We start from the raw sequence: 23,232 nt of genomic DNA, 5'->3' as shown, positions 1-23,232 counted from the left end.
CTCCGGCGCATCAGATGTCGGGCGCGGCGATCCGCGTGTACGTCAGGCCGTTGCTGGTTCCGGCGGGTGTGGTCACCGTGACGGGGACCGGCCCGGCGGGACCGGTCGGAACGACGGTGGTGATCTGCGTCGGGGAGGCCACGGTGAACGACGCGGGGACGGCGCCGAACTGGACGGTGGTGGTGGCCGCGAGGTCGCTGCCGCTCAGCGTGACGACCGTACCGCCGTGCTCCGGTCCCAGGTCGGGCACAAGGGAGACCAGCACAGGGGCGTCGAGGTAGACGTAGCCGACGGGGCTGCTGGTGCCGCCGGGGGTGGTCACCGTGACCGCCGCGGCGCCCGCCGCACGGGCAGGAGCCACCGCGGTGATCTGCGTGCCGCTGTCGACGGTGAACGACGACGCCGCCACCCCGCCGAACTGCACCGCCGTCGCACCGAGGAGGTCGCTGCCGGTGAGCGTGACCGCGGTGCCGCCCGCCGTGGGTCCTGAAGGAGGGGCGAGGACGGTCAACAGGGGCGTCGCGGCGTAGTAGAAGAACGCGTGGGGATCGGCGGCGTTGCTGGTGCCGCTGGGGGTGGTCACCGTGACCGCCGCGGCGCCCGCCGCATGGGCAGGAGCCACCGCGGTGATCTGCGTGCCGCTGTTGACGGTGAACGACGCCGCCGCCACCCCGCCGAACTGCACCGCCGTCGCACCGGAGAAGTTCGCGCCCGTCAGCGTCACCGTCGTCCCCCCGGACACCGGGCCCTGATTCGGCGACACGCCGGTGACGGCGGGAGCGGCGATGTAGGTGAAGGTGAGGGCGTTGCTGGTGCCGCCGGGGGTGGTCACCGTGACCGCCGCGGCGCCCGCCGCACGGGCGGGAGCCACCGCGGTGATCTGCGTGCCGCTGTTGACGGTGAACGACGACGCCGGCACCCCGCCGAACTGCACCGCCGTCGCACCGGAGAGATTCGCCCCCGTCAGCGTCACCGTCGTCCCCCCGGACACCGGGCCCTGATTCGGCGACAGACCCGAGAGGGAGGGAGCCGTGACATAGGTGTACGGCACCGCCTGGCTGCTCGTGCCCTGGGTCGTGCTGACGGTGACGTTCACGGTGCCAAGGCCTGAGGGAGTCACCGCCGTGATCTGGGTGGAGCTGTCGACGGTGAACGACGTGGCCTGCTTGGCTCCGAACCGGACGTTTGTCACTCCCGTGAAGACGGATCCGGTCACGGTGACCGTCGCACCGCCCGAGGTCGGCCCCTGGTTGGGACTGACCGAAGAGACCACAGGGGGAGGCATGGCTGTACTCCTTCGTGCAGGACTGAGGGGGGTGAGAACGCGGCCACGTCGCGGCGTGGCCGCGCAGTCGAGCCCGTCCGGGCGGAGGGGGACTGCCGCCCGGACGGGTGTTCATCGCCCCCGTTGCGGAGGCGACAGGACCGGTCAGATGCCGGGGCCGGCGACGTAGGTGAAGCCGCCGACCGCGGTGGCCGATCCTGCGGGGTTGGTCACGACCACGTCGACCGCTCCCGCGGTACCGGGCGGAGTGACCGCGGACAGAGTGGTCGCGTTGATCACCGAGAACGGCGCCGCAGTGCCGTCGAAGGTGACCGAGTCGGTGCTGCTCAGGTTGGTGCCGGTGATGGTCACCGCCGTCCCACCGGAGGTCGAGCCCTCGTCCGGGGCGATGGTCCCGATCGTGGGGGTGTCGACGTAGGTGTAGCTGAGACCGTTGTTGGTGCCGCCGGCGGTGGTGACGCTCACCGACACCGGCCCGGCCGCCGCGCCCGCGGGCACGGTGACACTGAGAGAGCTGTCACTGACCACGGTCGGGGCGGCGGTGACCCCGCCGAAGGACACACTGGTGGCCGTCGACAGGCCGGTGCCGTTGACGGTGATGGTGTTGCCGCCGGCCAGCGGCCCGGAGACGGTGCCCAGGGACGACTTGAACGGGGCACCGACGTAGAAGAACGACACCGGGTTGCTGCTCCCGCCCGGGGTGGTGACCGTGACCCCGACCGTGCCGGTCCCCGAGGGGGAGACGGCGGTGACCTGCGTCGGGGAGACGTTGGTGACGCTCGTGGCAGGCTTGCTGCCGAACGTCACCGCGCTGGTGTTGGACAGGTTGGTGCCGGTGATGGTCACCAGGGTCCCGCCCCCGGTGGAACCCTGATTCGGAGAGATCGGCATGAGGAAGCTCCTCGCTTGTTGATGGGGACATGCGAGGAACCGGCAGAATGGTCAGCCATCGGCTGACACGTCATCAGGAGTGGGACCGCGGCCGACAGGACGCACGTCGACCTCTGCCCAACTCCTGCCGATGCGGCGAGCACTGATCAGCAGTGCGGCCACGCCCGGGTGAACGGACCGGCACAGGCACCCCCGCACGCCCTGCCGGGCGTGCGGCAACCTCCGCCATCTCTCCTGGGCAAGGAAAAACCGGCAAGCGCTGCCTGTTCGAACGTTCCCCCGGCTCGGGGATGGGCAGCCCGCCGGTTCACACTCTTAGTGACCCACGCATCCAATCGAGTGACAAGACACCGTCGCCCCAATCACCCGAAAGGAGTAATCCCGTCCGTGCCTGTCTCCTCACCCTCTGTCGAACCGGGTCGGCCGAGCTTCGGGCTCCGGGACCTGGCCGACCAGCCGTTACGAGGTGCAGCCGGCTACGGCTCCGGACGGTGCGCAGTTGTCGGGCGCGTTGTTGACGACGGGCGCTCCGGTCAGGACGACCGAGCCGCCGACACGGAAGATCCCACCGCCTTGGCCGCCTGCGACATTGTCGGAGACCCTGCCGTCGAGCAGGACGGAATTTCCCGCTTGGTGGTACAGACCGCCGTCGTCGAGGCCGCTGTCGTTGTCGGTCACGGTGACGCTCTGCAGTCGCAGGGTACTGCCGAGGTTGGCGACGCCTCCGCGAACGAGGCGGCCTCGTTCCCCGTCACGAAGCCTCCGCTCACGGTGAGGGGACCGAGCGCCGTGCAGATGCCGCCGCCTTCGAAGTTCTCGGAGCTGTTATCCCTGACCGCCGCGCCGTTGAGGGCCGTGATGCCGAAGGTGGCCAGCCCTCCACCGAGGAACGTCGCCTCGTTGCGCTGGATGGAGCCTCCGGCGACATTCAGCCGGGCGGAATCACCCACATGGATGCCTCCACCGTCACCGGCGCTGTTGTCCGACACGGTGCTGCTGGTGAGGCGCGCCGTCGCACCGGACGCGACCGCGATCCCGCCGCCGAGGACGGAAGCGGTGTTGCCGGTGATCCGGCTCGCGACCGGGAGGAGCGTCCCTTCGGTGAGGATGCCGCCGTCGGCCGTGGCGGAATTGTCCGTCGCGCTGCCGCGCGACACGGTGACCCCTTGGACGGTGAGGGATCCCTGCGGAGCGACTTCGGCGATACGGAACGGCGTGGCCGACTGACGGGTGATGGTCGCTCGGTCACCCGTGATGGTGAGGTTCCCGGTGATGGTCGGCGGTCCGTTGACGCCACCCGGCATGGCCGGAGCGGTGAGCTCGTACCTGCATCCCGACGACAGCAGGATGTATCCCCACCCCCTCGTGTTCGCCTCGCCTGATCTGCTTGATCAAATCGGCGACGTCCCCGCACGGCACCGCTCTCGCCTGGCGTGCGGCCGGAGACGCGGCAGTGGCCGGCGCGGCCATACCCGACACGGCCGCGCCCAGCAGCGCGGCGTCGCCTCTCGGCACCCAGTGAGATCTGGACGGGTGAAGGAGTACGGCGATGTGACCCAGCGTCGCGGTCGGTCCGTCGGCGGCCACGTCACCGAAACCCGGTCGTCAACCCACCTGCCGCGGCGATCACTTGACACTTCGCACTGGCACACAACCGGACGGTTCGCGCGGAGGGAACGGGCACGGCTCAGCCAAGGGAAGCGGTGCGATCACTGGACCATTCGAGTGACATATGCAAAAACGCTCGCAACCGCCGGGCGAGCGTGGGTTACTGGAATGGATCTGGCCGGTGGGCCGCCCATTCTCACCGGGGGATGCGGGAGTCGAACTACCTGCTGCTTTCCTGCAGAAGCACGGGTGATTGCGCCGACATACCGCGATGGGCACCCCCGGCCGAGAAATCGGATCCCGATCAGCCGGTGCCGTTCGCGGCACCGGCTGACTCGGCAGCCAGGTCGCAACAGCCCGCCCGTCGCCTCACACCCCGCCACGCCGAGCAACTCTCACTGACGCAAATCTGCAATCAGGCGACGTTCACGCGCTGCCCCGGAGGGGCCGCCTCCAGCCACGCGAGGAAACCGGTCAGCGCGTCGTCGCTCATCGCCAGCTCAAGACGGGTCCCGCGGTGCAGACACGCGAGGATCACGGCGTCGGAGAGCAGCGCCATCTCCTCCTCGCCCTCGGGGGTGCGACGCCCGGCCACCTCGATCGACGAGCGCTCCAGGACACGGCGGGGGCGGGGGGAGTACGAGAAGACGCGGTACCACTCGATGCGGTCGCCGTTGTAGCGGGCCACTCCGTAGCCCCAGCCCTTGCCGTTCTCGTCGCTGCCGGGTTTCTCGGGAGCCTCCCAGCGGAGACTGCAGTCGAAGGTGCCGCCGGAGCGCTGGATGAGACGGCGGCGCAGTCCGAAGACGAAGAGCCCCACCACCACGAGCGCGATCACCGACCCGCACACAGTCAGAGCGAGGACCATCGACACCGACCTCCTCGTCTCCTAGGTAATGGAACGTAAAAAACACCCACATTTGCCTCAGCCGCGGCTGGATCAGGATGAAGACATCCAGACCCAGCCGCGGCTGAGGTACAGCATCACACGGCGTGCGGGCTCAGCGCGCCGCCGCCGTACGCAGTCGTACATCCGCGCGGCGCTCGGCGGCGGCATCGCCCTCCGCCTTCGCGCGCTCCAGCTCGCGTTCCGCACTCTGGACGTCGATCTCGTCGGCCAGCTCGGCGACCTCGGCCAGCAGGGACAGCTTGTTGTCCGCGAACGAGATGAAACCGCCGTGCACAGCGACGACGACAGTGCCGCCCTCACTCGTACGGATGGTCACCGGGCCCGATTCCAGCACACCGAGCAGCGGCTGGTGACCGGGCATGACGCCGATGTCGCCGGACGTGGTGCGCGCGACGACCAGGGTGGCCTGGCCCGACCAGACCTCTCGGTCGGCCGCGACCAACGCGACGTGCAGCTCAGCAGCCAAGGTGGCTCCTCGGGTCACCACCCGGCGCTTCCGCCGGGTGTTGGGTCAATTCTAGAGGGAGTACAGAGGGGGGCGGGACGCACCCCATGAGGTGTGGTCTCGCCCCCCACTGTGCACGAGTGCCTGACGTCAGCTGACGCCGAGCTCCTTCGCGTTCTTCTTCAGGTCCTCGATACCACCGCACAGGAAGAACGCCTGCTCCGGGAAGTGGTCGTAGTCGCCGTCGATGATCGCGTTGAACGCGGTGATCGACTCGTCCAGCGGTACGTCCGACCCGTCGACGCCGGTGAACTGCTTGGCGACGTGGGTGTTCTGGGACAGGAAGCGCTCCACGCGACGGGCGCGGTGGACGGTGAGCTTGTCCTCCTCGCCCAGCTCGTCGATACCGAGGATCGCGATGATGTCCTGGAGGTCCTTGTACTTCTGCAGCACCGTCTTGACGCGCATCGCGGTGCTGTAGTGGTCCGCCGCGATGTAGCGCGGGTCCAGGATGCGGGACGTGGAGTCCAGCGGGTCCACGGCCGGGTAGATGCCCTTCTCGGAGATCGGACGGGAGAGAACCGTCGTCGCGTCGAGGTGGGCGAAGGTGGTGGCCGGGGCCGGGTCGGTCAGGTCGTCCGCGGGGACGTAGATCGCCTGCATCGAGGTGATCGAGTGACCACGGGTCGAGGTGATGCGCTCCTGGAGGAGACCCATCTCGTCGGCCAGGTTCGGCTGGTAACCCACCGCGGAGGGCATACGGCCGAGCAGGGTCGACACCTCGGAACCGGCCTGGGTGAAGCGGAAGATGTTGTCGATGAAGAACAGCACGTCCTGCTTCTGCACATCGCGGAAGTACTCCGCCATGGTCAGACCGGCGAGGGCCACGCGCAGACGGGTACCCGGGGGCTCGTCCATCTGACCGAAGACCAGGGCGGTCTTGTCGATGACGCCGGACTCCGCCATCTCCTCGATGAGGTCGTTGCCCTCACGGGTGCGCTCACCGACACCGGCGAACACGGAGACACCGTCGTGGTTGTTGGCGACGCGGTAGATCATCTCCTGGATGAGCACCGTCTTGCCGACGCCGGCACCGCCGAACAGACCGATCTTTCCACCCTTGACGTACGGGGTGAGAAGGTCGATGACCTTGACGCCGGTCTCGAACATCTCGGTCTTCGACTCGAGCTCGTCGAAACGCGGGGCCTTGCGGTGGATGGACCAGCGCTCGCCCTCGTACGTGTCGTCGGAGTTCAGCACCTCACCGAGGGTGTTGAACACCTTGCCCTTGGTGAAGTCGCCGACCGGGACGGAGATGCCCGTACCGGTGTCGGTCACCGGGGCCTGGCGGACCAGACCGTCGGTGGGCTGCATCGAGATGGTGCGGACCAGGCCGTCACCCAGGTGCTGGGCGACCTCCAGGGTCAGCGTCTTCAGCTCGCCCTCCTTCGCCGGGTCGGCGACCTCGACGTGCAGGGCGTTGTAGATCTCCGGCATCGCGTCGACGGGGAACTCCACGTCGACGACCGGGCCGATGACCCGGGCGACGCGGCCCGTGGCAACGGCCGTCTCAACAGTGGTCGTCATTACTTGTCACTCCCCGCGGTCGCGTCGGCGAGGGCTGCGGAGCCACCGACGATCTCGCTGATTTCCTGGGTGATTTCGGCCTGGCGGGCCGCGTTGGCAAGTCGGGAGAGCGTGGTGATCAGGTCTCCCGCGTTGTCGGTGGCCGACTTCATCGCGCGGCGCGTGGCGGCGTGCTTGGAGGCAGCCGACTGGAGCAGCGCGTTGTAGATACGGCTTTCGACGTACCGGGGCAGCAGGGCGTCGAGGACGTCCTCCGCCGACGGCTCGAAGTCGTACAGCGGAAGGATCTCGCCCTTGGTGGACGACTCTTCCGCGACCTCTTCGAGGCGGAGCGGCAGCAGGCGGCTGTCGACTGCCGTCTGCGTCATCATCGAGACGAACTCCGTGTAGACGATGTGGAGTTCATCCACGCCGCCCTCGGCCGTGTCCTTCTCGATGGCCTCGATCAGCGGACCCGCGACCTTCTTGGCGTCCGCGTACGTGGGCTCGTCGGTGAAGCCCGACCACGACTCCGCGACCTTGCGCTCGCGGAAGTTGTAGTGGGCCAGACCACGGCGGCCGACGATGTACGTGTCGACCTCCTTGCCCTCGGCCTCAAGACGCACGGTCAGCTGCTCCGCCGCCTTGATGGCGTTGGAGTTGAAGGCGCCGGCCAGACCGCGGTCGCTCGTGAGGAGCAGCACCGCGGCACGTGTCGCCGTCTCCGCCTCCGTGGTCAGCGGGTGCTTGGTGTTCGAACCCGTACCGACCGCCGTGACCGCGCGGGTGAGCTCGGTCGCGTACGGCGCGGAGGCCGCCACCTTGCGCTGCGCCTTGACGACACGCGAGGCGGCGATCATCTCCATCGCCTTGGTGATCTTCTTGGTCGCGGTGACGGATCGGATGCGACGCTTGTAGACCCGGAGCTGGGCTCCCATGAGTCAGGTCCCTTCCTTACGTCACTTGGCCGCGGCCGGGGCGTCCTCGCCGAGAAGCTTGCCGTCCGAGGTCTCGAACTGCTTCTTGAATTCGGCGATCGCGTCGGCAACAGCGGTGAGGGTGTCGTCCGACATCTTGCCGCCCTCCTTGATGGAGGTCATGAGGCCCTGCTCCTTGCGGTGCAGGTACTCCAGGAGCTCCTTCTCGAAGCGGCGGATGTCGTTGACCGGTACGTCGTCCATCTTGCCGGTGGTACCGGCCCACACGGACACGACCTGGTCCTCGGTCGGCATCGGCTGGTACTGAGCCTGCTTGAGCAGCTCGACCAGTCGCTGACCGCGCTCCAGCTGGGACTTCGACGCGGCGTCCAGGTCGGAACCGAAGGCGGCGAACGCCTCCAGCTCACGGTACTGGGCGAGGTCCAGACGGAGACGACCGGAGACCTGCTTCATCGCCTTGTGCTGCGCGGAACCACCGACTCGGGAGACGGAGATACCGACGTTCAGCGCGGGACGCTGACCGGCGTTGAAGAGGTCCGACTCCAGGAAGCACTGGCCGTCGGTGATGGAGATGACGTTGGTCGGGATGAACGCCGAGACGTCGTTGGCCTTCGTCTCGACGATCGGCAGACCGGTCATCGAGCCCGCGCCCATGTCGTCGGAGAGCTTCGCGCAGCGCTCCAGCAGACGGGAGTGCAGGTAGAAGACGTCACCCGGGTAGGCCTCGCGGCCCGGCGGGCGGCGGAGCAGCAGGGACACGGCGCGGTAGGCGTCGGCCTGCTTCGAGAGGTCGTCGAAGATGATGAGGACGTGCTTGCCCTCGTACATCCACTGCTGACCGATGGCCGAACCGGTGTACGGCGCCAGGTACTTGAAGCCGGCCGGGTCGGACGCCGGGGCTGCGACGATGGTCGTGTACTCCAGCGCGCCGGCCTCTTCGAGGGCACCACGCACGGAGGCGATGGTCGAGCCCTTCTGGCCGATGGCGACGTAGACGCAGCGGACCTGCTTGTTCACGTCGCCGGAGCGCCAGTTGTCGCGCTGGTTGATGATCGTGTCGACGGCCAGGGCGGTCTTGCCGGTCTGACGGTCACCGATGACCAGCTGACGCTGGCCACGGCCGATCGGGGTCATCGCGTCGACGGCCTTGTAGCCGGTCTCCATCGGCTCGTGCACCGACTTACGGGCCATGACGCCCGGGGCCTGCAGCTCGAGCGCGCGGCGACCGCTCGTCTCGATCTCGCCGAGGCCGTCGATCGGGTTGCCGAGCGGGTCGACGACGCGGCCGAGGTAGCCCTCGCCCACCGCGACCGACAGGACCTCACCGGTACGGGTGACCGGCTGGCCCTCCTCGATACCGCTGAACTCACCGAGGACGACGGCGCCGATCTCGCGCTCTTCCAGGTTGAGCGCGAGGCCGAGGGTGCCGTCCTCGAACTTCAGCAGTTCGTTGGCCATGGCCGAGGGAAGACCCTCGACCTTCGCGATGCCGTCGCCGGCAAGGGTGACCGTACCGACCTCCTCGCGCGAGGCCGCGTCCGGCTTGTACGACTGGACGAAGTTCTCCAGCGCGTCCCGGATCTCCTCCGGCCGGATCGTGAGCTCCGCCATCTGGGTTCCCTGCTCTCCTTGTTGGGCCCGAAGTTTCACTTTGGGGGGATGGGGACTCCCCCCTGAAAGAGGTGAATCCTCTGCACGGCCCAACCGGGCCGTAGGTACACGTACGTACTGCTATGAAGTTTGTGCTAGCCCGCCAGTCGGCGGCCGGCGTCCTCGAGTCGGTCCGCGATCGAGCCGTTGATGACCTCGTCGCCGACCTGGACCCGGATTCCGCCGAGGACCTCTGGGTCCACGTCGAGGTTGAGGTGCATGGCACGGCCGTAGAGCTTCGCCAGGGCGGCGCCGAGGCGCTGCTTCTGCGGCGCGCTCAGCGGGACCGCCGAGGTGACGACGGCGACCACGCGGTTCCGGCGCTCGGCGGCGAGCTTGGACAGGAACTCGAGTCCCGCTTCCAGGCTACGTCCGCGCGGCGCGGTCACGAGGCGCGTCACCAGACGCTCGGTGGTGGCCTTGGCGCGGCCGCCGAGCAGGCTGCGCAGCAGCTCGCCCTTGGCCGACGCGCTCGCGGCGCGGTTGGTCAGCGCGGACCGCAGCTCGGTGTTCGAGGAGACGATCCGGCCGAAGCGGAACAGCTCGTCCTCGACGTCGTCGAGCGTGCCCGACCGCTGGGCGGCGGTGAGGTCGGCCGTACCGGCCAGCTCCTCCAGCGCGTCCACCAGATGGCGGGACTGCGTCCAGCGGGAGCGCACCATGCCGGACACCAGGTCGACGGTCGTCCCGCTGACCTGGCCACCGAAGATACGGCCGGCCAGCTCGGCCTTGGCCTCGCCGGCCTGCGCCGGGTCGGTGAGGACCCGACGCAACGACACCTCGCGGTCGAGCAGCGCGGTGACGGCGGCCAGCTCGTCGGCGAGCTGCGTCGCGTCAACGGACGTGGAGTCCGTCAGCGCGTCGAGACGCTCACGTGCGGCTGCGGTTGCCTCGCGGCTCGCTCCGTGCGCTGTCATCGAGCCGCCTCTGCCTTCTCCTCGAGGTCGTCGAGGAAGCGGTCGATGACACGGCTCTGCCGGGCGTGGTCCTCGAGGGACTCACCGACAAGCTTGCCGGCCAGGTCGGTGGCGAGCTTGCCGACGTCCTGGCGCAGCGCGGAAGAGGCGGCCTTGCGGTCGGCCTCGAGCTGCGAGTGACCGGCGGCGATGATCTCCTCACGCTGCCGCTGGCCCTCGGCGCGCATCTCCACGATGAGCGCCGCGCCCTGCTCCTGCGCCTCCTGGCGCAGACGCGCGGCCTCGTGCCGGGCCTCGGCGAGCTGAGCCTTGTACTGCTCGAGCACGCTCTGGGCCTCGGTCTGAGCGGCCTCGGCCTTCTCCATACCGCCCTCGATGGCCTCGCGGCGCTCTTCCAGAACCTTGTTGATGTTCGGGAGGAGCTTCTTGGCGAGGAAGCCGAAGACGATAACGAAGGCGATGAGGCCGATGACGAGCTCGGGGATCGGCGGGATGAGGGGGTTTTCGGCCCCCTCAGCCGCCAGCTGAACCAGGCTCATATCAGTGCCTTTCGTCGAAAGGGGCGGTCCGACGAACCGGGTCAGGAGGTCGGGTAGACGAACGGCATGACCAGACCGATCAGGGCGAGCGCCTCACAGAAGGCGAAGCCGAGGATCTGGTTGGCACGGATCAGGCCGGCCGCCTCGGGCTGGCGGGCGAGGGCCTGGGTGCCGTTACCGAAGATGATGCCGACGCCGACGCCCGGGCCGATGGCCGCCAGGCCGTAACCGATGGAGCCAAGGTTGCCCATGATCTGAGTCTCGGCGAGGGTCTGGAGAGCGGACATGCCGGTTCTTCCTTCTCTTTCAATGACCGGTGGGGGTTGGCCACCGGATGTCTGGGGGTAAGTCGGGTCTCTCAGTGGTGCTCGGCGAGAGCGCCCTGGATGAAGCTGCAGGTCAGCAGTACGAAGACGTAGGCCTGGACAGCTTGGATGAAGAGCTCGAAGGCGGTCATCACGATGACCATCGTGAACGACACGGCGGAGTAGGCGATGCCGATGCCGTTGAGCATGTACCAGGTGGCGATGGTGAAGAGCAGCAGCAGGGTATGACCTGCGAACATGTTCGCGAAGAGTCGCACGGCGTGAGTGAAGGGCCGCACGATGAGGTTCGAGAACAGCTCGATCGTCATCGACAGCGGGAGGACTCCGCCCAACGACTTGTCGTAGCCGGTGAAGTTCTTCAAGGCGCCGACGAAGCCGTGCCGCTTGAAGGTCAGAGAGACCCACAGGATGTAGACGATTCCGGCCAGGACGGCGGGATACGAAATGATCGCGGTGACCGGGAACTGGGCGATCGGGATGATCGACCAGATGTTCATGATCCAGACGAAGAAGAAGAGCGAGACGATGAGTGGAACGTACTTCTCGCCTTCCTTCTTGCCGATGGTCTCGTATACGACGCCGCGCCGGACGAAGTCGTAACCGGCCTCGGCGACCATCTGGAGCTTGCCCGGGACGACCTTCGGCTTGGCGAAGGCGGCCCAGAAGAAGCCCACGATGATGATCGAGCCGAGCAGCGCCAGCAGCATCGTCTTGTTGAAGTAGACGGCGTCGTCCTGGTGGCCCATGAGAGGCTCGAAGAGGAACGAGTGCAGGCCCGGAGCGACATCGGCGAAGCCACAGCCGTCGAAGATGTGGCAGTCGGTCTCGAAGGCGAGCACCTGCGTCGGATCAGCACTCACCGCGGGCTCCTTCAGCGTGGCGCATGGGTACGGCAACCTCGTTGTGTCGGCGCGGCGCACAGCCGCGGTTCGGCACTGGACTGGTGTTACGGATATGGGGGCGGCTGTGGGGCATCGAGCCTCGCGCTAGGGCAGGCGTCAGCTCGATTGCCCGCGCCCGCGATGCCGCAGTTGGCACCGGACGATAGCAGGACCTCCTGCGACCGCTTATCCCGGCCCTACTCCTCACGACGAGTGCCCCGATTTTTCGGGCTTGTTGCCCGTCGAGGAATCGGGTTCGACGTAGAGGATCTTGGACTTCATGTGCGCGCGGGTCTGTGCGCCGATCCACACGAGGGTGGTGGCGACCAGCGTCGACGCGAAGGCTCGGGGGTGGAACAGCGTGGTGTTCTTGAACGCGGCCATGAAGATGAACAGCAGCAGAATTTGTGCCGCGTAGAGCATCAGACCCATCGCCTGGAACAGATGCGGAAGCGATTTGGCGGTGCGTTGCAGAACGTAGAGCCCGATTCCCATGAAGAGAATCGTGATCACCGCCGCGACGACGGCGCCGACGGCCCCCTTACCTCCGACCACCACACCGCTGATGACAGCGGCGATCGCGCCGGCCGCAGCCGTGGGTACGGCGGCCTGAAGGAGGATCCGGGCGTCATTGGACGGCATGGCGGCAACTCCGCTTGCTAAGGGGGCAGGGTGTCGTCATGGACGAGCGTAGACCCCGGGGGCGAGCGGAAATCTCACGCCTGTGGACCGTCGTATTGCGGTCCTTCGGCTCCACCCCGGGTTCTCGTGAACCGTATCACAAACTATTTGATGAGGTCTTTACCTGAATGGTGTGCCCGGGGTCACACATGAGAGTGAACCCGCCCGTCTGTGCAGAATCCACGCCGACTTGTCTGGTATAAGGCCGTTTTGCTCCCCCAGGCTCTTGCATGCCATCGGCAAAGTGTTAGTCAGATTCTTACCTTGCCGTCAGCGCGGGGGCCCGGCGGTGCGCCCGCACAACGGAACGGCCGGGGGCCGTATGCAGCGTGTGCACACGGCCCCCGGCCGTTGGATCAACCGGCGAGGTTCGGGGTCAGGCCTTCTTGATCTTGCCCTTGAGCTTGCCGTCGATGTTGCCGGCCCAGCTGCGGCCGGCCTGGATCTTGAAGCACTGGTTCTTCTTGAGGCTCTTGTCGAAGGTGTAGTACTGCCCCTTCTTCTTCTTGAATTCCTTCCAGCCCGTCAGCGACTTCCAGTCCTTGCCACAGGTGATGAGACGGATGCCGATGCCGTGGTCCCAGCTCTTCTTCGTGATCGTGAACTGGACCTTGCCGGCCGCCGTCGTCTTGAACTTGGCGTCGTCCTCGACCTTCTGGGTTTCGTTGGTGTTGAAGGTGAAGGGCAGCACCTTGGTGGCCGGCGCCGCCGAGGCCTGAGTCGCCGTCAGGCCGAGCGAGCCGCCGAGCGCCACGACGGCGAGAGCGGAAGCGATGGACTTGCGCATGTGTCCCCCATGAACGGTCCGGTCACGGAGGCGTGGGAACAGCGCCGGCCATTTCTCCGGCGCGCACAACCCCCGTTGATGACCACGACCTTTCCAGGCGGCTGACGCCTGATCAATTGTCCTTGGGGGAGGTACCCGATAGGGAGGGCTACCGGGCGCTGCTCAGCGCCGGGCGCCCGCCGGGCTGGGCTCCTCGTCCTTGGTCCGGGCGCCGATGGCGGTGGCGCCGTTGAGGGACGGGGTCCAGTCCCGGGTGGGGTCGAGGGCCGCCTCGGGGGCGACCACCCGACGGCGGCGGTAGCGGGGCGGGACGAAGGCCTCGGCCCAGCGCGGGGCGCGCGGGGTGAAGCGGGGCAGCAGGAGCAGGAAGAGGCCGACCCCGCTGAGCATGGCGATCGCCAGGACGATCCACATGGACGCCGAATTCACGGTGTAGGCGAGGGTGCCGAAGGCGATCACCGCCGACCAGAAGTACATGATCAGCACGGCCCGGCTGTGCGAGTGCCCGACCTCCAGGAGCCGGTGGTGCAGATGGCCCCGGTCGGCGGCGAACGGCGACTGACCGCGCCAGGTGCGGCGCACGATCGCGAGGATCAGGTCGGCCGCCGGGATCGCGATGATGGTCAGCGGCATCAGCAGCGGGATGTAGACCGGCACCATCGAGTAGACCGTGTTGCGCTCCGAGCCGTACAGGCCCATCACGTCCGGGTCGACCTGCCCGGTGACAGAGATCGCGCCGGCCGCCAGCACCAGGCCGATCAGCATCGAGCCGGAGTCACCCATGAAGATCCGCGCGGGGTGCATGTTGTGCGGCAGGAAGCCCAGGCACATGCCCATCAGAACCGCCGCGAAGAGGGTGGCGGGGGCCGCGGCCTCGATGCCGTAGCTGTACCAGAGGCGGTAGGCGTACATGAAGAACGCGGCGGAGGCGATGCAGACCATGCCGGCCGCGAGACCGTCGAGGCCGTCGACGAAGTTGACCGCGTTGATGGTGATGACGACCAGGGCGACCGTGAGCAGCGTGCCCTGCCACTGGGTCAGCGCGACGATGCCGACGGTCGGGATGGGCAGCCACAGGATCGTCAGACCCTGCATGACCATCACGCCCGCGGCGATCATCTGGCCGCCCAGCTTGATCAGCGCGTCGATCTCGAACTTGTCGTCCAGGACGCCGATGAGCCAGATCAGCGCGGCCCCGGAGAGCAGCGCGCGCGGTTCGTTGGACTCGGCGAAGACCTCGCTGAGGTTGGTCAGATGGTCGGCGACCAGCAGACCGGCGCAGAGGCCGAAGAACATCGCGATGCCGCCGAGCCGGGGCGTGGGTTCTCGGTGGACGTCACGCGCACGGATCTCCGGCATGGCTCCGGCCACGATCGCGAATTTCCGTACCGGCCCTGTCAGCAGGTACGTCACCGCGGCCGTGATGCAGAGCGTCAGGAGGTATTCACGCACGGGCTTCCCCACAGGTCTCGCTGGCCATCACAGCCCCACACCCTAGCGATGCGCGCATATGGTTGGGGACTTCCGGGTAGCGACGATGGTTGCACGTGATGCTGTGCCTGGTGGTGCGTCTACCCCACCTCAGCGCGGATACGGCGGAAATCTTCCGGCCAGATCCCGCACTTCTTCACGCGTCCGCCTGCCGTCTCCGCCGTCCCGCAGCACCCCCGCGAACAGGACGGCGAGCCGTGCCATCTCCGCCTCGCCCATGCCCTGCGTGGTCAGCGCGGCCGTACCGAGCCGCAGGCCACGGGCGTCACCGTGAGGCAGGGCACAGCAGTCGAGGACGATGCCGGCGGCCGCGAGCCGTCCGCGCGCGCTGCGGCCGTCGACGCCGAATGGCGCGGTATCGACGGTGAGGAGGTGGGTGTCCGTGCCGCCTGTGACCACCGCGAGGCCCTCCTCGGTCAGCCCCTGGGCCAGCACACGCGCGTTCGCGACCACCTGATGGGCGTACGCGGTGTACGCCGGTGTTGCCGCCTCCCCGAACGCGACGGCCTTCGCGGCGATGGTGTGCATCTGCGCGCCGCCCTGCGTGAACGGGAACACCGCCCGGTCCACCCGCTCGGCCAGCTCGCTCCCGCACAGCAGCATCCCGCCGCGCGGCCCGCGCAGCACCTTGTGTGTGGTGGCACACACGATGTCGGCGTACGGCACCGGACTGGGCGCCGCTCCCCCGGCGACCAGCCCGATCGGATGGGCCGCGTCGGCGATCAGATACGCGCCCACCTCGTCGGCGACCTCGCGGAAGAACGCGTAGTCGAGGTGCCGGGGATACGAGATCGACCCGCACACGATGGCCTTGGGGCGATGTGTACGGGCCAGGGTGCGCACCTGCTCGCGGTCGACGAGCCCCGACTCGGCATCGACGCCGTAGCCGACGAAGTCGAACCAGCGGCCGGAGAAGTTCGCGGGCGACCCGTGCGTGAGGTGGCCGCCGAAGTGCAGCCCCATCGCCAGCACCGTGTCGCCGGGGCGCAGCAGGGCGGCGTACGCGGCCAGGACGGCCGAAGAGCCCGAGTGGGACTGGACGTTGGCGTGCTCGGCCCCGAACAACGCCTTGGCCCGCTCCACGGCCAGCCGCTCGGCGACGTCCACGATCTCGCAGCCGCCGTGGTGCCGGGCCCCCGGATAGCCCTCCGCGTACTTGTTCGCGAGCGGCGAGCCCAGCGCGGCCAGCACGGCGGGTGACGTGAAGTTCTCGGCGGCGACGAGCTGGAGCGTCGTGGACTGCCGATCGAGCTCGCCGAGCAGGATGTCGGCCAGTTCGGGGTCCTGCCGCCGCAGGACATCGGCCTCTAGGACAGGGGTGACCGACATGGTGGACTCCGGGGCGTCGACGGTGACGTACGACCAATGTAGGCCCGCGGGTCCCGGGGCGCCCGGTGTTGCCACCGCTGTTACGCCCGAGCCGGCACCCCTGTCAGCGCCGTGACGACCGGATCCAGCGCCTGATGTATCTCGTCGCCCACCGAGCGGAAGAACGGCAGCGGCGCCCCGTACGGGTCGTAGACCTCGTCCGCCTCGGCCGTCGGGGCCAGGAGCCACCCGCGTAGAGCCGCCGCGGCACGGACCAGCGCACGCGCGCGTACGACCATGCCCTCCTCCAGGGGAGGAAGCGTGGTCGGGTCGATGGCCCGGACGAGGCGGGTGAACTCCTTCAGGGTGAAGGTGCGCAGGCCGGCGGAGTGCCCCATGGAGATGACCTGGGCCCGGTGGTCGCGGGTGGCGGTCAGCACGAGGTCGGCGCGGATGACGTGTTCGTCCAGCAGCTCACGGCCCGTGAAGCCGGATGCGTCCGCGCCGAAGTCCGCGAGGACGGCCTCCGCGTTGGCCTCCATGGGCGCACCCTCGTGCCCCCAGGTCCCCGCGCTCTCGACGACCAGACCGCCCCACAGCGGGTCCCCGAGCCGGTCCGCCAGGGCATGCCTGGTCAGCCGCTCGGTGATCGGCGAGCGGCACACATTGCCGGTGCTGACGTGGAGGATGCGGAAGGTGTCTCGCGGCAGCCCCGTGAAGGTTCGCGTCTCTTCCCCGTCCCATATGCCACGCCCCGCGTCAGGGGCCGTCAATTCGCCACCTCGAGGTCGGGTACGACCTTGCGCAGCTCCTCCGCCGACAGTGCGCCCGCACGCAGCAGGACCGGGACCTTGCCCGTGACGTCGACGATCGAGGACGGCACGTTGCCGGGCGTCTGGCCGCCGTCCAGGTAGACGGAGACGGAGTCGCCGAGCATCGCCTCCGCGGCGTCGCAGTTCTCCGGCGCCGGGTGGCCGGTCAGGTTGGCCGAGGAGACCGCCATGGGGCCGACCTCGGTCAGCAGCTCGATGGCGACCGGGTGCAGCGGCATGCGCACGGCGACCGTGCCGCGGGTGTCGCCCAGGTCCCACTGGAGGGACGGCTGGTGCTTGGCGACGAGGGTGAGCGCTCCCGGCCAGAAGGCGTCGACGAGCTCCCAGGCCATCTCGGAGAAGTCGGTGACGAGGCCGTGCAGGGTGTTCGGGGAGCCGATGAGCACGGGCGTGGGCATGGTGCGGCCCCGGCCCTTGGCCTCCAGGAGATCGGCCACGGCCTCGGAGGTGAACGCGTCCGCGCCGATGCCGTACACGGTGTCCGTCGGCAGCACCACGAGCTCGCCCCGGCGGACGGCGGACGCGGCCTCGCGCAGACCGGTGGCGCGGTCGGTCGCGTCGTTGGTGTCGTATCGCCGTGCCATCTAGCGGGCCTCCTCGTACACGTACTGCTGCTGGGGGGTTGTCCTCGGGCGCGTGCTCATCAGGGCAGCGCCTTGCGGGCGGTCGCGAACCGCGGCCGGTTGTTGAGGTCCGGGTGGTCGGCCGCGTCGGCCCAGCCCCGCTCCTCGGTGAAGATCCAGGGCACCTGGCCGCCCTGGGTGTCGGCGTGCTCGATGACGACGACACCGCCCGGGCGCAGGAGCCGGTGTGCGGTGCGTTCCAGGCCGCGGATCAGATCCAGGCCGTCCTCCCCTGAGAACAGGGCGAGTTCGGGATCGTAGTCGCGGGCCTCGGGTGCCACGTACTCCCACTCCGTGAGCGGGATGTACGGCGGGTTGGAGACGACCAGGTCGACGTGGCCGTCGAGGTCACGGAAGGCGTCCAGGGCGTTGCCCTGGCGCAGGTCGACCCTGGAGCCCGCCATGTTCTTGCGGGTCCACGTCAGGGCGTCCTCGGACAGCTCCACGGCGTGCACGCGCGAACGCGGCACCTCCTGGGCGAGGGCGAGGGCGATGGCGCCGGAGCCGGTGCACAGATCGACGATCAGCGGCTCGACGACGTCCATCGCGCGGACGGCGTCTATGGCCCACCCGACCACGGACTCGGTCTCCGGCCGGGGCACGAACACCCCCGGCCCGACCTGAAGTTCGAGGTAGCGGAAGTACGCGCGTCCGGTGATGTGCTGGAGCGGCTCGCGGGCCTCGCGACGGGCGATGACCTCCCAGTACCGGGCGTCGAAGTCGGAGTCCTTGACGGTGTGCAGCTCGCCCCGCTTGACGCCGTGCACGAACGCGGCGAGCTCCTCCGCGTCGTTGCGCGGCGAGGGCACGCCGGCGTCGGCCAGGCGCTGGGTGGCCTGGGCCACTTCCGCGAGCAGCAGGTTCACGCAAGTCCTCCGTCGTACTCGTACGTGCCTTACGCGGCTGCCAGCTTCGCGGCCGAGTCCGCGTCGACGCAGGCCTGGATCACCGCGTCGAGTTCACCGTCCAGGACCTGGTCCAGGTTGTAGGACTTGAAGCCGACGCGGTGGTCCGAGATGCGGTTCTCCGGGAAGTTGTACGTGCGGATCTTCTCGGAGCGGTCGACGGTACGGACCTGGCTGCGGCGGGCGTCGGCGGCTTCCTTCTCCGCCTCCTCCTGCGCCGCGGCGAGCAGCCTGGAGCGCAGGATACGCATCGCCTGCTCCTTGTTCTGCAACTGGCTCTTCTCGTTCTGGCAGGAGGCGACGACTCCGGTGGGAAGGTGCGTGATGCGCACGGCGGAGTCGGTGGTGTTGACGGACTGCCCGCCGGGCCCGGAGGACCGGTAGACGTCGATCCGCAGGTCGTTCGCGTGGATCTCGACGTCGACCTCCTCGGCCTCGGGCGTGACAAGGACGCCGGCGGCCGACGTGTGGATCCGGCCCTGCGACTCGGTCGACGGCACACGCTGCACGCGGTGCACCCCGCCCTCGTACTTCAGCCGGGCCCAGACGCCCTGGCCGGGCTCGGTGGCGCCCTGGCCGCCCTTGGTCTTCACGGCGACCTGGACGTCCTTGTAGCCGCCCAGCTCGGACTCGGTGGAGTCGATGATCTCGGTCTTCCAGCCGACCCGCTCGGCGTACCGGAGGTACATGCGCAGGAGGTCACCGGCGAAGAGCGCGGACTCGTCGCCGCCGGCGCCCGCCTTGATCTCCAGGATGACGTCCTTGTCGTCGCTGGGGTCGCGCGGGACGAGGAGGAGCCGCAGCTTCTCCGTCAGCTCCTCGCGCTGCTTCTCCAGCTCCTTGACCTCGGCGGCGAAGTCCGGGTCGTCCGCGATGAATCCACGGGCCGTGTCGATGTCCTCACCGGTCTGCTTCCAGGTGCGGTACGTGCCGACGATCGGGGTCAGCTCCGCGTAGCGCTTGTTCAGCTTGCGCGCGTTGGCCTGGTCCGCGTGGACCGACGGGTCGGCGAGCTTCTTCTCCAGGTCGGCGTGCTCCCCGACCAGTTCCTCGACCGCCTCGAACATCTCTCCGGACTCCCTGTACGACGTTGTGAGTGGGCTGCACCCGTGGGCCGCGCCCGTGGGCTGCACCGCAAAGCGCCGGTCCCGACGCCCCCGATGGGGGCACCGCGGACCGGCGCTGGGGGCTCGCTACTTCTTAGCGGCAGCCTTGCCGAAGCGGGCCTCGAAGCGGGCCACGCGGCCACCGGTGTCGAGGATCTTCTGCTTGCCCGTGTAGAACGGGTGGCACTCGGAGCAGACCTCGGCACGGATGCTGCCGCTCTCGATCGTGCTACGGGTGGTGAACGACGCGCCACAGGTGCAGCTGACCTGCGTCTCGACGTACTCGGGGTGGATGTCGCGCTTCAAGGTGTCTCCTAGTTTCGGGAGGGCGCCGGGTCGCATCCGCGGGATGCGGGAGCGTGAACCGGAGCCGACGTACCAGTCTGCCAGGACTGGCCGTATCTCCCAAAACCGGGGGGTGCGCTCAGGTATTCCCGCGGCGCGATGGCTGCCGGGTACGTCACCCTCGGGAGGAAGCCACGACCCCGCCCGCCGTACCCGTCGCGGTGTCCTTCGTCGCCGACTTCGGGATCGTCCTGTCGGCCTTCAGAGCCGCCCAGACCCGCTTCGACTTCGCCTCGTCCACCAGCACACGATTCGGGTCGGCGGGGTCGTACTGGACCGGCATCGTGACCATGGTCATGTTCTTGGAGCTGATGCCCTTGAGACCGCCCGCGAAGGAGGCGAGGTCCCTCACGGAGTCGAGGTCGGAGTCGGTGGTGACGGCGTCCGTGGCGGTGTCGGCAAGGTCGTAGAGCTTCTGGGGGCTGCTGAAGATGCCTACGTCCTTGACCTGGTCGATCAGGGCCTTGATGAAGGCCTGCTGGAGCTGGATGCGGCCGAGATCGGAGCCGTCGCCGACACCGTGCCGGGTGCGGACGAGGCCGAGCGCCTGCTCGCCGGTGAGGGTGTGCTCCCCGGCCTTCAGGTTCAGATGGCTGTCGGGGTCCTTGATGTCCTTGGTCGTCGTGATGTCGACCCCGCCGAGGACGTTGATGAGCTTCTCGAAGCCCGCGAAGTCGACCTCGACGTAGTGGTCCATGCGGATACCGGACATGGACTCGACGGTCTTGACCGCACACGCCGCCCCGCCCGTGGTGTACGCGGAGTTGAACATCGCCATGTCCGCCGCCGGGTGCGTCTTGCCGTCGGCGTCCGTGCACTCGGGACGCTCGACCAGGGTGTCCCTGGGTATGGAGACCACGCTGGCCCGCTTGTGGCCCTCGTAGACGTGCACGACCATCGCCGTGTCGGAGCGGGCGCTGCCGTCGTCCGTACCCCCGCCCAGCTTCTTGTTGCTGCCTGAGCGGGTGTCGGAGCCGAGGACGAGGATGTCCTGCGAGCCGTTGTCGACGTCGAGGGGCCGGTCGGTGCCGAGGGCCTGGTTGATGTCGACGCTCTTGATGTTGCCGTTGAGCTTGAAGTACAGGTAGCCGATTCCGGTGCCGCCGAGCACCAGGACACCTGCGGCGGTCCAGACGACGGCGAGCGCCGCCCTGCTGTGCCCGTCGCGTGACTTGCGGCGGCGGGCGCCGGCCGCGCGGTGGCGCGGGCCGGTGGTGCCGGTCTTCCCCGATATGTCGGGGTCCGGCGTGCTCTCGGCGGACATCTGCTCCCCGTTCTCTCTCCGGTCGGTTACCCCCTGCGCTCAGGCCCAGGCCTGTCGGGTCGGATGCGGCCATGACGCTCCATGGTCACTCCGTCCGGTCAGACGGGATAATCCGGGAAAGGGTTGCACAACGCACGGTGCCCATCGCGTAAAGCGCGATGGGCACCGTGTGTGACGGGTGAGCCCGGCGGGGCCGGGCTCACCTGGTGTTTCAGCCGAGCAGGTCGTACTGGGCGTAGCTGGTCCCGACCGAGACCCGTGTGCTGAAGATCTCGCTCGTGGCCTTGCTGGTGCCCTTGTAGAGGTACAGCGTGCCGCCGGGCGTGCGGGCCAGGAGGTCCGCCCTGCCGTCGCCGCTCACGTCACCGGGAGTGATGAGCGTGTTGTACGCGCTCCAGTCCGAGCGGACCTTGATCCGGGTGGCGAAGGCGCCGGTGCCGGACTTGCCGGTGCCCTTGTACAGGTAGACGTTCGAGCCGGTCTTGGTGCGCGCGATCAGGTCGGCCTTGCCGTCACCGGTGAAGTCGCCGTGACCGAGCACCGCGTTGTACGTGTTCCAGCCCGTGCCGACCTTGACGCGGGTACCGAAGGTGCCGTTGCCCTTGCCCGGGTAGATCCACAGGGCGCCCGCCGAGTCGACCGAGAGCAGGTCGGGCAGGGCGTCACCGGTGACGTCGCCGGGGGTGAGGATCCGGGTGCGGGTCGACCAGTTGTCGAAGATCTGCGTGGTCGTCCAGCTGCCCGTCGAGGGCACGTACCGTCGCCAGAAGACATCACCGTCGGAGGAGCGGCGCAGCACGAAGTCCTGGTGGCCGTCCCGGTTCAGGTCGGTCTGCTGGACGAGGTTGTAGCCCTTCCAGGTGCCGCGGGACTCCAGCGACGAGCGGTCCGCGAGCGAGGAGCCCTGCGAGGCACGGACGTAACCCGTGCCGGTCTCCTTGTTGCGCAGAAAGACGTCGGCCCTGCCGTCGCGGCTGATGTCGGTGTCGTCGACGCGCGGGTAGGTCACGCCGACGTACTTGCTGACCTTGGCGAAGACGGGGTAGGCGCCCTTCGCCACGCAGTCCACGACGCCCCACGAGACGACGCCGATGACCTTGTTGCCCACGACGAGCGGGCCGCCGGAGTCGCCGTTGCAGCTCGTGGTGGTGGTGGCGTCGGTGCCGCCGGCGGGCTTGCCCGCGCAGACCATGTTGCCCTTGATGAAGTAGGGGCTCCAGGTGTTCGCGCAGGTCGTGTCGCTGACGATCGGCAGCGTGGCCGTCTTCAGCGTCTGCGAGATGTCGTCGCTGGTGGAGCTGGTACGGCCCCAGCCGTAGACCTTCGCGCTGGTACCGGCCGTGTACGAGGACGTGTCGGTCGACGTCGTCATCTTGATCGGCGTGGCCGTGACCGGCTTCGTCAGCGTGAGGACCGCGATGTCGTTGTTGATCGCGTCCTCGTTGTACGAGGAGTGGTTCCACTGGCGCGACAGCTCGCTGGGGGTGCCGCCGTGGTAGTCCGTGTGGTTGAAGCTGCCGTCGTCGTTGTAGACGGCGGTGGGCAGCTGGTCGGTGCCGGTGACGACGGTCCCGTAGGCGGCCCAGTTGTAGTGGTTCTTGTCGACGCAGTGGGCCGCGGTGAGGATCTTCGTCGGGGAGACGACCGAGCCACCGCAGAAGAACCCGAGGCCCGTGGTGTCGTCGTAATACCAGAGCTGCGCCATCCACGGCGCCGAGCCGATCGTGGTCTCCGAACCACCGATGATCTTGGCGTCCGGCTGCAGCCCCTCCGAACTCCCGCTCGCCGACGGCTGCTTCACCGTCTCACCGGCGGTGTCGTCCGCCGCCATCGCCTTGGCGACCCGCACATCCAGTACGTCGGCTGTCGACGAGGTCTCGGCGGTAGCCGCGCTCGCGGACGACATCAACAGCGTCCCGGCTATCGCGGCGGC

Annotated in this window: 25 protein-coding genes; 1 reads left to right on the top strand and 24 read right to left on the bottom strand. The window is 68.5% G+C overall.

The window, feature by feature from the left end; all coding sequences use genetic code 11:
• Positions 1-10: 10 nt before the first annotated feature.
• The 4 genes from JIX55_RS34465 to JIX55_RS34450 form a co-directional block, all read right to left on the bottom strand.
• The gene (locus JIX55_RS34465; protein WP_257567135.1) at positions 11-1,285 is read right to left on the bottom strand and encodes an IPT/TIG domain-containing protein; all 1,275 of its coding nucleotides are present in this window, start codon (positions 1,283-1,285) and stop codon (positions 11-13) included.
• A 144-nt stretch (positions 1,286-1,429) separates the two neighbouring features.
• A complete protein-coding gene (locus JIX55_RS34460; RefSeq protein WP_257567134.1) occupies positions 1,430-2,176 on the bottom strand; it encodes an IPT/TIG domain-containing protein in 747 nt (248 codons plus the stop codon).
• A 459-nt stretch (positions 2,177-2,635) separates the two neighbouring features.
• Positions 2,636-2,854: a hypothetical protein gene (locus tag JIX55_RS34455; RefSeq protein ID WP_257567133.1), complete on the bottom strand. Its 219-nt coding sequence runs from the start codon at positions 2,852-2,854 to the stop codon at positions 2,636-2,638.
• A complete protein-coding gene (locus JIX55_RS34450) occupies positions 2,851-3,480 on the bottom strand; it encodes a hypothetical protein (RefSeq protein WP_257567132.1) in 630 nt (209 codons plus the stop codon). The genes JIX55_RS34455 and JIX55_RS34450 overlap by 4 nt, the downstream gene beginning before the upstream one ends.
• A gap of 83 nt (positions 3,481-3,563) precedes the next feature.
• Between JIX55_RS34450 and JIX55_RS34445 the strand changes: the two genes are divergently transcribed.
• On the top strand, positions 3,564-3,698 hold the full coding sequence (locus JIX55_RS34445; RefSeq protein ID WP_257567131.1) for a hypothetical protein: 135 nt from the start codon (positions 3,564-3,566) through the stop codon (positions 3,696-3,698).
• Between the two features lie 501 nt (positions 3,699-4,199).
• Here the strand turns inward: JIX55_RS34445 and JIX55_RS34440 are convergent.
• From JIX55_RS34440 to JIX55_RS34345, 20 genes are all read right to left on the bottom strand, one after another.
• Positions 4,200-4,652 carry a DUF2550 domain-containing protein gene (locus JIX55_RS34440; RefSeq protein ID WP_257567130.1) on the bottom strand — a complete coding sequence of 151 codons (453 nt, stop codon included), beginning with the start codon at positions 4,650-4,652 and terminating at the stop codon, positions 4,200-4,202.
• A 133-nt stretch (positions 4,653-4,785) separates the two neighbouring features.
• Entirely contained in the window at positions 4,786-5,160 is a 375-nt protein-coding gene (locus tag JIX55_RS34435) for a F0F1 ATP synthase subunit epsilon (protein ID WP_257567129.1), read from the bottom strand.
• A gap of 129 nt (positions 5,161-5,289) precedes the next feature.
• Complete coding sequence (atpD, locus tag JIX55_RS34430) at positions 5,290-6,726, bottom strand: F0F1 ATP synthase subunit beta (RefSeq protein ID WP_257567127.1); 1,437 nt, start codon at positions 6,724-6,726, stop codon at positions 5,290-5,292.
• Positions 6,726-7,643, bottom strand: a complete 918-nt coding sequence (locus tag JIX55_RS34425; protein WP_257567126.1) for a F0F1 ATP synthase subunit gamma — start codon at positions 7,641-7,643, stop codon at positions 6,726-6,728. Before JIX55_RS34425 ends, atpD begins: the two co-directional genes overlap by 1 nt.
• Before the next feature lie 21 nt (positions 7,644-7,664).
• On the bottom strand, positions 7,665-9,254 hold the full coding sequence (gene atpA, locus JIX55_RS34420) for a F0F1 ATP synthase subunit alpha (protein WP_257567125.1): 1,590 nt from the start codon (positions 9,252-9,254) through the stop codon (positions 7,665-7,667).
• A 134-nt stretch (positions 9,255-9,388) separates the two neighbouring features.
• Positions 9,389-10,210, bottom strand: a complete 822-nt coding sequence (locus JIX55_RS34415; RefSeq protein WP_257567124.1) for a F0F1 ATP synthase subunit delta — start codon at positions 10,208-10,210, stop codon at positions 9,389-9,391.
• Positions 10,207-10,749, bottom strand: a complete 543-nt coding sequence (locus JIX55_RS34410; RefSeq protein ID WP_257567123.1) for a F0F1 ATP synthase subunit B — start codon at positions 10,747-10,749, stop codon at positions 10,207-10,209. Before JIX55_RS34410 ends, JIX55_RS34415 begins: the two co-directional genes overlap by 4 nt.
• A gap of 41 nt (positions 10,750-10,790) precedes the next feature.
• Positions 10,791-11,036, bottom strand: a complete 246-nt coding sequence (locus JIX55_RS34405) for an ATP synthase subunit C (protein ID WP_055514831.1) — start codon at positions 11,034-11,036, stop codon at positions 10,791-10,793.
• Positions 11,037-11,107: 71 nt separating this feature from the next.
• A complete protein-coding gene (gene atpB / locus JIX55_RS34400) occupies positions 11,108-11,935 on the bottom strand; it encodes a F0F1 ATP synthase subunit A (protein WP_257567121.1) in 828 nt (275 codons plus the stop codon).
• Positions 11,936-12,160: 225 nt separating this feature from the next.
• The gene (locus JIX55_RS34395; protein ID WP_257567120.1) at positions 12,161-12,598 is read right to left on the bottom strand and encodes a hypothetical protein; all 438 of its coding nucleotides are present in this window, start codon (positions 12,596-12,598) and stop codon (positions 12,161-12,163) included.
• Between the two features lie 415 nt (positions 12,599-13,013).
• The gene (locus tag JIX55_RS34390) at positions 13,014-13,424 is read right to left on the bottom strand and encodes a hypothetical protein (RefSeq protein ID WP_257567119.1); all 411 of its coding nucleotides are present in this window, start codon (positions 13,422-13,424) and stop codon (positions 13,014-13,016) included.
• A gap of 162 nt (positions 13,425-13,586) precedes the next feature.
• Entirely contained in the window at positions 13,587-14,876 is a 1,290-nt protein-coding gene (locus JIX55_RS34385) for an MraY family glycosyltransferase (protein ID WP_257567118.1), read from the bottom strand.
• 129 nt (positions 14,877-15,005) lie between these two features.
• The gene (gene glyA, locus JIX55_RS34380; protein ID WP_257567117.1) at positions 15,006-16,244 is read right to left on the bottom strand and encodes a serine hydroxymethyltransferase; all 1,239 of its coding nucleotides are present in this window, start codon (positions 16,242-16,244) and stop codon (positions 15,006-15,008) included.
• 80 nt (positions 16,245-16,324) lie between these two features.
• Positions 16,325-16,996 carry an arsenate reductase/protein-tyrosine-phosphatase family protein gene (locus JIX55_RS34375; RefSeq protein ID WP_037695368.1) on the bottom strand — a complete coding sequence of 224 codons (672 nt, stop codon included), beginning with the start codon at positions 16,994-16,996 and terminating at the stop codon, positions 16,325-16,327.
• On the bottom strand, positions 16,993-17,640 hold the full coding sequence (locus JIX55_RS34370; RefSeq protein WP_257567116.1) for an L-threonylcarbamoyladenylate synthase: 648 nt from the start codon (positions 17,638-17,640) through the stop codon (positions 16,993-16,995). The genes JIX55_RS34375 and JIX55_RS34370 overlap by 4 nt, the downstream gene beginning before the upstream one ends.
• A gap of 59 nt (positions 17,641-17,699) precedes the next feature.
• A complete protein-coding gene (prmC, locus tag JIX55_RS34365) occupies positions 17,700-18,545 on the bottom strand; it encodes a peptide chain release factor N(5)-glutamine methyltransferase (RefSeq protein WP_257567115.1) in 846 nt (281 codons plus the stop codon).
• A gap of 29 nt (positions 18,546-18,574) precedes the next feature.
• Positions 18,575-19,651 carry a peptide chain release factor 1 gene (gene prfA / locus JIX55_RS34360; RefSeq protein WP_257567114.1) on the bottom strand — a complete coding sequence of 359 codons (1,077 nt, stop codon included), beginning with the start codon at positions 19,649-19,651 and terminating at the stop codon, positions 18,575-18,577.
• A 126-nt stretch (positions 19,652-19,777) separates the two neighbouring features.
• Positions 19,778-19,996: a 50S ribosomal protein L31 gene (gene rpmE / locus JIX55_RS34355; protein ID WP_257567113.1), complete on the bottom strand. Its 219-nt coding sequence runs from the start codon at positions 19,994-19,996 to the stop codon at positions 19,778-19,780.
• A 154-nt stretch (positions 19,997-20,150) separates the two neighbouring features.
• Positions 20,151-21,299 (bottom strand): LCP family protein, encoded by a 1,149-nt coding sequence (locus JIX55_RS34350; RefSeq protein WP_257567112.1) that lies wholly within the window; start codon positions 21,297-21,299, stop codon positions 20,151-20,153.
• 211 nt (positions 21,300-21,510) lie between these two features.
• Entirely contained in the window at positions 21,511-23,205 is a 1,695-nt protein-coding gene (locus JIX55_RS34345) for a trypsin-like serine protease (RefSeq protein ID WP_257569582.1), read from the bottom strand.
• Positions 23,206-23,232 lie beyond the last annotated feature (27 nt).

This window comes from Streptomyces sp. DSM 40750, assembly GCF_024612035.1.
Taxonomy (GTDB): domain Bacteria; phylum Actinomycetota; class Actinomycetes; order Streptomycetales; family Streptomycetaceae; genus Streptomyces.
This window is presented reverse-complemented; position numbering and strand designations above follow the sequence as displayed.